This window comes from Streptomyces sp. NPDC046349 (genome assembly GCF_055587885.1).
On sequence record NZ_JBVJFK010000001.1, the window covers coordinates 506,211 to 517,988 of the forward strand.

General features: G+C 71.4%; 9 protein-coding genes. 6 read left to right on the forward strand and 3 right to left on the reverse strand.

The features are described 5' to 3' along the window. Positions 1-260: 260 nt before the first annotated feature. Complete coding sequence (locus tag ACZ6JS_RS02390; protein ID WP_469295226.1) at positions 261-1,736, forward strand: sugar transferase; 1,476 nt, start codon at positions 261-263, stop codon at positions 1,734-1,736. A 22-nt stretch (positions 1,737-1,758) separates the two neighbouring features. Here the strand turns inward: ACZ6JS_RS02390 and ACZ6JS_RS02395 are convergent, their stop codons facing one another. Continuing rightward, a complete protein-coding gene (locus tag ACZ6JS_RS02395) occupies positions 1,759-2,703 on the reverse strand; it encodes a GDP-L-fucose synthase family protein (RefSeq protein ID WP_469295227.1) in 945 nt (314 codons plus the stop codon). Between the two features lie 320 nt (positions 2,704-3,023). Here ACZ6JS_RS02395 and gmd point away from each other — a divergent pair, with 320 nt between their 5' ends. The 4 genes from gmd to ACZ6JS_RS02415 all read left to right on the forward strand — a co-directional run bounded on the left by gmd (position 3,024) and on the right by ACZ6JS_RS02415 (position 8,214). After that, positions 3,024-4,037 carry a GDP-mannose 4,6-dehydratase gene (gene gmd / locus ACZ6JS_RS02400; protein ID WP_030846680.1) on the forward strand — a complete coding sequence of 338 codons (1,014 nt, stop codon included), beginning with the start codon at positions 3,024-3,026 and terminating at the stop codon, positions 4,035-4,037. Positions 4,038-4,282: 245 nt separating this feature from the next. Continuing rightward, positions 4,283-7,060 carry a CBM96 family carbohydrate-binding protein gene (locus tag ACZ6JS_RS02405; protein WP_469295228.1) on the forward strand — a complete coding sequence of 926 codons (2,778 nt, stop codon included), beginning with the start codon at positions 4,283-4,285 and terminating at the stop codon, positions 7,058-7,060. Between the two features lie 145 nt (positions 7,061-7,205). Further along, positions 7,206-7,880, forward strand: coding sequence for a hypothetical protein (locus ACZ6JS_RS02410; protein ID WP_469295229.1), 675 nt, complete (start codon positions 7,206-7,208; stop codon positions 7,878-7,880). A 118-nt stretch (positions 7,881-7,998) separates the two neighbouring features. Beyond that, positions 7,999-8,214, forward strand: a complete 216-nt coding sequence (locus ACZ6JS_RS02415; RefSeq protein ID WP_031148400.1) for a DUF6458 family protein — start codon at positions 7,999-8,001, stop codon at positions 8,212-8,214. 30 nt (positions 8,215-8,244) lie between these two features. On the opposite strand, the gene ACZ6JS_RS02420 is transcribed toward ACZ6JS_RS02415, so the two are convergent. Both ACZ6JS_RS02420 and ACZ6JS_RS02425 read right to left on the reverse strand, forming a co-directional pair. Beyond that, complete coding sequence (locus ACZ6JS_RS02420) at positions 8,245-9,360, reverse strand: glycosyltransferase (protein ID WP_469295544.1); 1,116 nt, start codon at positions 9,358-9,360, stop codon at positions 8,245-8,247. An 8-nt stretch (positions 9,361-9,368) separates the two neighbouring features. Continuing rightward, positions 9,369-9,908, reverse strand: coding sequence for a WcaF family extracellular polysaccharide biosynthesis acetyltransferase (locus ACZ6JS_RS02425; RefSeq protein WP_469295230.1), 540 nt, complete (start codon positions 9,906-9,908; stop codon positions 9,369-9,371). A gap of 96 nt (positions 9,909-10,004) precedes the next feature. Here ACZ6JS_RS02425 and ACZ6JS_RS02430 point away from each other — a divergent pair, with 96 nt between their 5' ends. After that, the gene (locus ACZ6JS_RS02430) at positions 10,005-11,528 is read left to right on the forward strand and encodes a hypothetical protein (RefSeq protein ID WP_469295231.1); all 1,524 of its coding nucleotides are present in this window, start codon (positions 10,005-10,007) and stop codon (positions 11,526-11,528) included. Positions 11,529-11,778: the final 250 nt, after the last annotated feature.

An 11,778-nucleotide genomic window follows, 5' to 3' on the forward strand; every position in this document is an offset into this window, starting at 1 on the left:
AGGTTGGCCGGAAACGGTTCGTTGTTCGAAGATACGTATCCGGTATCCGGACCATTCACCTTCGTGTGCGCCTGGCGGCGTCCAGGATTCGGAACGTCAGCTACCGGTTGCTAACACTTGCGCAACAAGGGGCTGGGTTGACCGAAACGGCATTTACCGTACGGGTGTTTGTCGTACTGTTTGCCGGTGCGGCAGATGTTCATCGCCAGGGGAAGCCATGGACACTTGCCACTGTCATAGACCACGTGCCAGGGGGGCCCATGAGGCATGTCCATTTTCCTGCGCAAAGAGTGGCCAGGACGGCCCATGAGTCCCTGGCGCCCGTGCGGCGCCTCGGGGACAAGGCCCGTTGGTACCGTCCGGCCGCGATAGCCGCCGACTTCTTCGGCGCAGCCGTCCCCGTGGGGCTCGTCTTCGACGCCGCCCAGCAGGTCCGGCCCGTCCACTGCGCCCTGGTCGCCGCCGTGGCGTGGACCGGCATCCAGGCGCTGCGCCGCCGCTACGCCACCCGGGCGCTCGGAGAATCCCGCGGTGTGCTTCCGGTCCTCCATGACTGGCTGATTCTGATCGGCGTTCTGGCCGTGGCGCGTGTGGTGACCGAGGAGGACACGCCCCGGCTGTCCGCCCTCGGGGCCCTGCTGCCCGCCCTGCTGATCACCGTGGCCTGCCACAAGCTGACCTACCGTCACCTCTCGGCCGCCCGCCGCGAGGCCCAGGCCGTGAGCCGCGTGCTGGTGATAGGGGAGCCCGACGCGGCCGAGGACGTCATCGCGCATCTCGCCGCCCGCACCGACCACCCGTATGTCGTCGTCGGGGTCGTCCCGGTCGGCACCGGCCGGCTCGCCAGCGGCGTCCCCGTGGCGGCACGGCTCGACGCCGACGCCCCCGAGGCCCCCGGCGTCGACTCCGCGGCCGTGCTCGGCGCGGTCCTCAGCCACCACGCCGACCTCGTCCTGGTGGCTCCCGGCGTGCGCATCACCGGGGAGCGGCTGCGCCGCGTCGCCTGGGCCCTGCACGACGCGGGCCTCGAACTCGCCGTCTTCCCGGGGCTGGTGGAGGTCTCGGTCAAGCGGCTGGAGACGCTCTCCGCGGGCGGACTCGCCGTGCTGCGCGTCGCACCGCCCGTCAGCCGCGGTGTGCAGACCCTGCTCAAGTCGGTCCTCGACCGGGTGGGTGCCGCGGCCGGCCTGCTGCTGCTCTCCCCGTTCCTCCTCGGGATCGTCCTCGCGATCCGCCTCGGCTCGCGCGGCCCGGCCTTCTACCGCCAGCGCCGCATCGGCCGCGACGGAGTCCCCTTCGTCATGTGGAAGTTCCGCACGATGGTGGTGGACGCCGAAGCGCGCAAGGCAGAGCTGGCCGGAGCCAACGAGAACGACGGCCTGATGTTCAAGATGCGCCGCGACCCCCGGGTCACCCGGGTGGGCCGACTCCTGCGCCGCACCTCCCTGGACGAGCTGCCGCAGCTCATCAACGTGCTCATCGGCGACATGTCCCTGGTCGGCCCGCGTCCGCCGCTGCCGGAGGAGGTGGCCCAGTACGACGAGGTCGAGCTGCGCAGGCTCACCGTGCGGCCCGGGATGACGGGGCTGTGGCAGATCAGCGGCAGGTCGGACCTGTCCTGGGACGAGACGATCCAGCTGGACCTGCAGTACGTCGACAACTGGTCCTTCACCAGTGACGTCGACGTGATGGGCCGTACGCTCCGCGCCGTCGTCGACGGTCGCGGAGCCTACTGAGGGGCCGAGGCCGCCTGTGCGATCAGCTCTGCTCGCGCCACCACTTGTACGTGGAGGCGATGCCGTCCCGCAGCGGGATGCCGGGCTTCCAGCCGAGCGCGGTCAGGCGGCCGACGTCCAGCAGCTTGCGCGGCGTCCCGTCCGGCTTGGAGGTGTCCCAGGCGAGCCGGCCCCGGAATCCGGTCACTTCGGCGACCGTCTCGGCCAGCTCGCGGATGGTCAGGTCCTCGCCGCAGCCGATGTTCACGGGTTCGTCGCCGTCGTAGCTCTCCAGCAGTACGGCACACGCCGCGGCCAGGTCGTCCACGTGCAGGAACTCCCGCCGCGGGGTGCCGGAGCCCCACAGGGTGACCTCCTCGCGGCCCTCCGCGGCGGCCTCGTGGAAGCGCCGGATGAGGGCGGGCAGGACGTGCGAGGTCTCCAGGTCGAAGTTGTCGCCGGGACCGTAGAGGTTCGTCGGCATGGCCGAGATGTACGAGGCCCCGTACTGCTTGCGGTACGACTGGACCTGGACGATGCCGGCGATCTTCGCCAGGGCGTAGGCCTCGTTGGTCGGCTCCAACGGGCCGGTCAGCAGGGCGTCCTCGTGGATCGGCTGCGGCGCCAGCTTCGGGTAGATGCAGGAGGACCCGAGGAACAGCAGCCGGCCCACGCCGGCGGCGTGGGCGCCGCCGATCACGCTGAGCTGGATCTGCAGGTTCTCCTCGAGGAACTGCACCGGGTAGGTGCTGTTGGCCATGATCCCGCCGACCTTGGCGGCCGCCAGCACGACGGCGTCCGGACGGACGTCCTTCAGGTACGCGCCGGTGGCGGCGGCGTCGCGCAGGTCGAGGTCGGCACGGCCCCGGGTGAGCACCTCGTGGCCGTCCGCGGTGAGTCGGCGGGCGACCGCGGACCCCACGAGGCCGCGGTGGCCCGCGACGAAGACGCGGGCGTTCGGGGGCAGGAGCGGCAGCGAACTTGTCATACCGCCGATGATGCCAGTCCGCTCCCGCGGGGGGCGCAGTGGTCCACGGCACGGGCCCGCGCCTTCGCCGCGCCTTCGGCCGCCGTTCCGGACGCGGCCGGTGCCACGGGCTCCGGAACCGGGAACGTACCGGCCGACGTCAGCACCACGGGACGGCGGACGCCCCGCAGGGGACGCTCGCCGACCGGCGTGTACGGTACGCATCCAGCCGTCCGGCCGCGGCCCGACCGCTCGGTGCCCCGCCCCGCAGGGCGCGCTCCACACCCGCACCGAGGCAACGCCTCACCACGACACACGGCAACCACCGACAAGGGGACCCCATGGGCAAGACCGCACTGATCACCGGAGTCACCGGACAGGACGGCTCGTACCTCGCCGAGCTCCTGCTCTCCAAGGGCTACACGGTGCACGGTCTCGTGCGGCGGTCCTCCAGCTTCAACACGGAGCGGGTCGACCACATCTACCAGGACCCGCAGACGGCCAACCGGTCCTTCGTCCTGCACCACGCCGACCTCTCCGACGGCGTCGCCCTGGTGAACCTGCTCCGCGACATACGCCCCGACGAGGTCTACAACCTCGGCGCGCAGTCCCACGTCCGCGTCTCCTTCGACGCCCCGCTCTACACGGGCGACGTGACCGGCCTCGGCGCGCTGCGGCTGCTGGAGGCCATCCGGGCCAGCGGCGTCGACACCCGCATCTACCAGGCCTCGTCCTCCGAGATGTTCGGGTCCACCCCGCCGCCGCAGAACGAGCAGACGCCGTTCCACCCGCGCAGCCCGTACGGAGCCGCGAAGGTCTTCGCGTACTGGACGACGGTGAACTACCGCGAGGCGTACGACATGTTCGCCGTGAACGGGATCCTCTTCAACCACGAGTCCCCGCGCCGCGGCGAGACCTTCGTGACCCGCAAGATCACCCGCGCGGTCGCCCGTATCAAGGCCGGGCTGCAGGACCACCTCTACCTCGGCAACCTCGACGCGGTGCGCGACTGGGGCTACGCCCCCGAGTACGTGGACGCCATGTGGCGGATGCTCCAGCAGGACGAGCCCACCGACTACGTCGTCGCCACCGGAGTGGCCGCGACCGTCCGCGAGTTCGTCGAGTCGTCCTTCTCGCACGCCGGTCTCGACTGGACCGAGCACGTGCGCTACGACGCCAAGTACGAGCGCCCCAGCGAGGTCGACGCCCTCATCGGCGACGCCTCCAAGGCCCATGACCTGCTCGGCTGGAAGCCGTCGGTCCTGGTGGCCGAATTGGCGCAGATCATGGTCGACGCGGACATTCGCCAGGTCGAGGACCAACTGGCGGGCGTGACGGTCCGTATCGATCGCTGAGGGCTTATATTTCCCCTACGATTTGCCGTGTTCCGGTCATGCAGGCGGTTCCACGCCGGCGTGGCCGGGGCAAACGTGCCGTATGTCCCTAGTGCGCCCTCCATGCTGAACCTTTGATTCCAAGTTGGTATGCAATGGGTCAAGGGAGGTGACCAGGCCCTCGCGTGAGCCCTAGTCTGCGCCAGATACATATGGCTGTTCGGATAGTTCCAGCCATCAAACCGGGCGATTGCCCTGGGGGGCTCATGCGTAGATCCAGAGGGCTGACTGCCGCCCTCGTCCTGTCACTGGCCGGTGCGGGCACCGGGATAGGCCTGGTGCTGATGCCCCAGGCGTCCGCCATCACGGCGCCAGTGGCATTCACCGCCGACGAGCTGCCGACGTGGCAGCCGGACGGCATCGTCTGGGCGATGGCCCAGGCCGAGGGCACCGTCTTCGCCGCCGGTACCTTCTCCGCCGTCCGCCCGCCCGAGGGCGTGGCGGGCGCCGAGCAGGAAGCCGTGAACTTCGTCGCGCTGGACGCCGCGACGGGCAAGCCGACCTCCTGCAAGCTCGCCTTCACCATCGGCGACGGTACCGCGACGGTGCGCACGCTGGTCGTCTCGAAGGACCAGAAGACCCTCTACGCGGGCGGCTACTTCGGCGCCGTCAACGGCACCCCGGTCTCCAGCGTCGCGGCCATCGACATCGCGAGCTGCACCCCCAAGGCGGCGTTCCACCCCGGCTTCCCCGCGACCGTGCGCGGACTGGCCGTCACGGACGACACCCTCTACGCGGCAGGCGACTTCACCACCGTCGAGGGACAGACCCGCGAGCGGTTCGCCGCCGTGGACGCCTCCTCCGGCGCGCTCAAGCCCTTCGTCGCCAACGTCGACGAGCCCGGCCGGGCGGTCGAGGTCACCCCCGACGGCAAGAACGTGCTGCTCGGCGGCGACTTCTTCACGGTCAACAACGCCAGCAGCCACGCGCTGGCCGTCGTCGACGCCACGTCCGGCGCCGTGAAGAAGACCTACACCAACATCCCGTCGAACTCGGTCGTCAAGGACATCTCCACCGACGCCACCGGCTTCTACACGGGCAACGAGGGCTCCGGCGGCGGTGTCTTCGACGGCCGCATCGGCCTGCGCCTGAGCGACTTCACCGAGAAGTGGCGCGACCGCTGCCTCGGTGCAACGCAGTTCGTCCTGCCGTACGAGGGCGTCCTCTACAGCTCCTCGCACGCACACGACTGCTCCACCGAGCAGGAGTTCCCCGACGGCAAGCGGCACTTCCTGCTGGCCCAGCCGACCGACCACGAAGGCGCCGCCCCCGCGCCCGTGGACGGCTTCGTGCGCGGCCCGGCCAAGCTCGGCTGGCACCCCACGGCCAACGACGGTCTCGGCGAGGGCATTGGCCCGCGCGTGATGGCCGTGGCCGAGAAGAACGACGTGAAGTACATGTGGGTCGGCGGTGAGTTCACCCTCATCAACGGCAAGGCGCAGCAGGGTCTGACCCGCTTCGCCTCCACCGGCGACGTCGGCGCCCCGACCACCCCGGTGGTCAGCGCCTCCAGCGTCAAGCCGGGCGAGGCCCAGGTCCGCTGGCGCACCAGCTACGACGCGGACGACAGCAAGCTGACGTACCGCATCTACCGCAACGGCTCGGCCACCCCGGCCGCCACCGTCACCGCCGACTCGCTGGAGTGGCAGCGCCCGCAGGCCTCCTGGAACGACACCACGGTCAAGGCCGGCCAGTCGTACACCTACCGGGTGACCGCGACCGACGCCGCCGGCAACACCAGCGCCCTGTCGGCCACCGCCCCGGTGACCGTGCCGACCTCGGTCCAGTCCTACCCGAACCAGGTCCGCACCGACGGCGCGGAGCTGTACTGGCGCTACGACGACACGGTCAGCCCCTACGTCGCCGACACCTCGGTGTCCGGCAACCGCAGCGGCATCCAGATCAACACCCCCGCCCTGAAGCAGTCGCCCGGCGCCGTCCCCGGCAGCACGGCGATGGGCTTCAACGGCACGAGCCAGAAGGTGCACAGCGACCGCCGCCAGTCGGTCGGCAACACCTTCACCATCGAGACCTGGTTCAAGACCAACACCACGCGCGGCGGCAAGCTGATCGGCTTCGGCAACAACACCACGCGCAACAGCGGCTCGCACGACCGCCACATCTACATGACCAACACCGGCCGCCTGGTCTTCGGCGTCTACAACGGCTCGGTCCGGACGGTCTCCACCGGCCTGTTCGAGACGTACAACGACAACAAGTGGCACCACGTGGTCGGCACCCAGGGCCCCGGCGGCATCACGCTGTACGTCGACGGACAGAACAAGGGCACGCTGAACGCCACCAGCAACACCACCTACGCGGGCTACTGGCACGTCGGCGGCGACAACCTCTCCGGCTGGCCGACCCGTCCGACGAGCAACTTCTTCGCCGGTCAGCTCGACGAGACCGCCGTCTACCCGACGACGCTCACCCAGGCCCAGGTCAAGAACCACTTCGACCTGGCCAAGGCCCCCACCGACACGGTCTCCACGGTCAAGACGACCGAGGACACCTACATCAACCAGGGCGCCCCGAGCACCGCTTACGGCACCGCCACCTCGCTCGCCGTGCGCGGCAGCGGCTCGCTGTACCAGGCGTACATGCGCTTCGACGTGCCGGCCGCCCCGGCCGGACAGGTCCTGAAGTCGGCCTCGCTGCAGTTCAAGACCAGCACCCAGGCGAGCGCCGGCACCGCCGACACCGTCTCCGTGGTTCCGGTCACCGGCACCTGGAGCGGCGCGACCACGACGTTCAACACCAAGCCCGCCCTCGGCGCCACTCCGCTCGGCAGCATCGCGGGCGTGCCGGACGGCTCGGCCGTGCACAACGTCGAGCTGGACACCGCCGCGGTCACGGCGGTGCTGGGCAGCAGCTACAGCCTGGGCCTGACGAGCAACGGCAGCGACCCGCTGTGGCTCTGGGCCTCGGAGTCCACGGCCGCGGAGGGCACTCCGCAGCTGGTCCTCACCTTCGGCGCGAAGTAACAGCACCGAAGCAACGCCTGACGGAATGCGGGGCCCGGCTGCGTGGCCGGGCCCCGCATTCCTGCGTACACCCCCTCGGGGGTGCACGCAGGATCACGGCCGGCCCTGATCCACCGCACACCCCCTTGAGTACGGGAGCCACCCGATGTACCGACGCTCCGCAGCGGCCGCTGTCCTGCTCGCCGCCGCACTGACGCTGACCGCCTGCAGTTCGGGCGGGGACGACTCCGACGCCCAGGCGAAGGCGAAGCCCCCGGCCTCGTCGGCGGCCCCCGACCCGGCGGACACCCCGGACACGGCGGCGCCCGCCGCCGACGCGAAGCCGACCGGCCCGGTCCTCCCCGACGCCAAGCTCACCCCGAAGACGGGCAGCTTCACGGCGGAGGAGAAGAAGTACCTGAGCGGGCGCGTCCCGGAGAAGATGGACCCGGCGGCGGTCCTGCAGACCGGCCAGGAGGCCTGTCAGCGGGTGGCGCGCACGGCCAAGCGCGACAAGGACGCGGCGACCGGCGCGGTCATCACCGGGGAGATCCCGGGCGCCAAGGACGCGATCACGCACCTGTGCCCGGACCAGAAGCCGATCCTCGCCGCGGCGGAGAAGGGCTTCCCCGAGGGTCCCCGCAAGTCGCCCGTCGCGGGCACCTACCGGGCGCTGACCCAGGCCACGGCCTGCACCTGGGAGGCCAAGGGCAAGGACGGCTCCGTCCTCGCCTCGGGCCCCGAGACCCCGCCGAAGGCCGGTGACAGGATCACGGCCACCATCCCGGCGGGCACCGCGGAGTTCAACTCCTCCGGTTGCTACGCCTGGATCCCCGCGTAACACCACCTCGGTCGCGAAAACGCCCTCGGGCGCCGGAAGTACCGGCGCCCGAGGGCGTTTTCACGACCGATACCCGGGTACCCGCGCGGTCACAGTCACCACACCGGAAGGCGGACCCATGGGCATCGGCGGATGCATAGGCCTGATCGTGGTGGGCGCCATCCTCACCTTCGCCAGCGACTGGGAGATGGAGAGCGTCAACCTCGACCTGGTCGGTCTGATCATGATGGCGGTGGGCGGGATCGGCCTCGCCGTCTACACCAGCATCTACAAGCGGCGCCGGACCGCGGGCGCGATACCGGTGGTCGAGGAACACCGCCGGGACGTCATCTGACCCGGCGGACGCCGCACGGGCGGCAACACGTCAACGGCGCCGGGCGGCTTCGTACACCGGCAGCAGCGTGTCGACGACCGCGTCCATGGAGAAGGATTCGTCGGCCAGCTCGCGCGCGGCGCGTGAGGCCTCACGGCCCGCCCGCGGGTCCAGCAGTTCCAGGACCGCCGCGGCCACCCCGGCCGGCCCCGGCTCGACCGCGCGGCCCGCACCGGCCCTCGCGATGTCCCGCGCCAGGCCGTTGGAGTGCGTCACCACCGAGGGGACGCCCACCGCGAGGGCCTCCAGGACGGACATCGGAAACGGCTCGTCCACCGAGGGCAGCACGTAGACGTGGGCCCGGCGCAGTTCCGCCAGCACCTGCTCGCCCGACAGCGCCCCGGGCACCGTGAACCGGTCCGTCAGCCCGAGCGCCCCGATCCGGGCGCGTACGGCTGCCAGCTCGCCCTCGTCCGGACCCGCGACCACGAAGTGCGCGCCGGGGTGTTCGGCGAGGACCGCCGGGGCAGCGTCCACGAAGTCCACCGGCCGCTTACGGGCCTGCAGGCGCGCGGAGTACAGGACGCGCGGCGCCCCCTGCGGCGCGGGCCGCTCCTCCTGCGCCGGGGTTCCGTTGATCAGCCGGACCGTGTTCGCCAGGGGCGTGCCGACCACGGCGTCCAGGCTCTCCCGCTCGTGCGGGGTCAGGTACAGCACCGCGTCCGCGCCGCGCAGCAGCCGGCGTACCGCCACCGCGTCCAGCACCTTCGCCAGGAGCTTCCCGCTCGGGTCCACCATGCCGTGGGTCTGGAGCACCAGCGGCTTCCCGGCGCGCAGCGCCGCCAGCGCCACCGGCAGGGTCACCAGGTCGCGAGCGAGGTGGACGTGCACCACGTCGGCGTCCCGCACCAGGCGCCCCGCCGAGGCCAGCAGCGCCGGCGAGGTCATCCCGCTGAAGCCGAGAGGGAGCAGCCGACGGGCGGGGAACAGCTTCGCCGGCACGCCCTCCACGGAGGTGGGCCACTCGTCGAAGCCCTCGCCCAGCGCGAGCAGCCGCGCCTCGTAGCCGCGGGCCCGCAGCCCCTTCGCCAGGTTCAACGCGACCCGCACCGGCCCGCCGAAGGCGTGCGAGGGGGAGTGCAGCGTGACGGCGTGCAGGACTCTCATCGGGGCACTCACTTGGGCTCCTCCACCGGGCGGCGCCGCCCGTCCTGGGTCTGCAGGGTCAGTTCCGGCAGGTCCTTGTGCACGACGGCCCCGGCGCCGGCGACGGCGCACCGGCCGACGGTCACCCCGGCCAGCACGGTCGCCCGTACCGCCACCCAGGCGCCGTCCTCGACGGTGATCGGGGCGTTGCGGTAGCGAAAGTCGGCGGCCCGGTGGTCGTGCGAGCCGGCGCACAGCATCGCCTCCTGCGAGAGGCACACGTGCGAACCGATGGTCACCGGCTCCAGGTTGAGCACCCAGACGCCCTCGCCGATCCAGGCGTGGTCCCCGACGGTGAGCTTCCACGGCCACAGCACGCGGACCCTGTGCCGGATCAGCACGCCCTCGCCAATCTTCGCCCCGAAGGCGCGCAGCAGCGCGACCCTCAGCCGGGCCGGACAGAACCAGGCCATGAAGACCGTGTTCATCACGGCGAACCAGAGCGCCTGCGTCAGCAGCCCGCGCCCCTTGTCGTACCCGGCCAGCGTGAAGGAAGGAAGATCACGCAACAGAAGCCCCCATCGTGCTCTCGGCCACGGCCTCCCCGGGCGCGGCCCGCTCAGACTAGACTGCGCGCGGACCAGGCACATCGGGTGGGGGCGGCAGTGACGACGGACATACGCAAGCCCTCCGCAGCGCCCGTCGAGCCGGCCGTCCGCTCCCCCTTCGAAGACGAGAGCGTGTGGGGCCGCGAGACCCTCCCGCGCACCCTGCTCTCCCGGGCGCTGTCCGTACCGCTCGCACTCGGATTCACCGTTTTCCTGCCGCTGTTCGTCGCCGTCCAGACGGGCGCCGGCGTCCGCGACGCGGCCTTCTGGCTCCAGCTGCTGCTCACCATGTACGCGGGCGCACGGCTCTCCGCGATGGTGCTCACCAGCCGCCGCAAACTGCTCCAGGGCTCGTTCTGGCTCTTCGTCTACATGGCCATGGGGGTGGCCCCGCTCGCGCAGGCCGTCCTCGGCCAGGTCCCGACGCCGGTCGTCGGCCCGCGCTCGGACCTGACCGTCGCCATCGGGCTGGTGCTGCTCGGCTGCACGGCCTTCGACGTCGGCGTGCTGCTGGCCCGTCACCGGCCGGCCGGGCGCGCGGGCGGCTCCCAGAAGGAGTCGAAGCCCGTGATGGCGCACCGGCGCCGGCTCCAGCTCCTGACGGTCCTGTCGTTCCTGTGCAGCGCCGCCTTCATCATGAAGCTGGGCGGCCCCGCGGTCTTCTTCTCCAGCCGCCAGGAGATCATCGCCGGCATCCAGGAAGCGGGCGTCTCCAACGGTGACGGCCAGGCCGGCCAGGCCCTGCTCCGCGGCTTCGGCACCGTGCCGGCCCTGCTCGCGCTGCTGCTCTACACGCGCTGGCTGATCACCTCGAAGTTCGCCCGCCGCAAGGTGTCGGTCATCGTCACGTGGGGGGCGCTCGCCGGCCTCAACCTGGTCGTCAACAACCCGATCTCCAACCCGCGGTACTGGTTCCTGACGGTCATGTTCGCGCTGCTGTTCACGGTCTTCCCGGTGAGCGCGGCGATGTACCGGGTGGCGCTGTCGATGGCGGTGGTCGTCGCCCTCCTGATCTTCCCGTTCGCGGACCGCTTCCGTTACGACGAGAAGAACTACCGGCCGGTCGAAACCACGTCCTTCCTGGAGCCGATGGCCCTCAAGGACTACGACCAGATCGGCATGTTCGCGAACACCATCACCTTCTCGGAGTCGGGACCCGGGCACTTCTACGGCCGCCAGCTGGCCGGGTCGATCTTCTTCGCGGTGCCCCGCTCGGTCTGGGAGGGCAAGCCGCGGGACACGGGCGTGATGGTCGGCCAGTGGATGGGCACGGTCAACACCAACCTCTCCTCCCCGATCTGGGCGGAGCTGTGGCTCGACTTCGGGCCGCTGGGGATGGGGGCGGGGCTGCTGGGCATGGGCTACGCCTCCGCCCGCGTCGACCGGCGCTACGCCAAGCGGGCCACGCGGCGGGCGCCGCCGGGCAGCCTGATCTCGGTGGTCGTCCCGCTGGTGGCGGGCTACTCCTTCATCCTGTTGCGCGGACCGCTGCTCCAGGCGTCCGGACGCGTCGCGATCGCGGCCCTCTGCCTCGCGCTGGTCGCGACCTACCGCACGGACAAGTCCACCACCCTCCGCTGACGCGCCCCACCCGACCGGGACTCCGCCCCGGACCCCGACGCCCCGACCGGCGGCGGGCCCGGATGCACCGGGGCTCCGCCGTCGCGGGCGGGGGCCGGGAGTGCGGGGGCTCCGCCCCGGATCCCGCGCCTCAATCGGCGGCGGGGCCGGGTGTCGGGCCCCGCGCCTGACGGCGCGGTGCGGGACGGGCGATACCCGTCGGCCCGTCGGCGGGGCCGGTATGTCATCGGGCGGAGCCGGCACCCGAGTT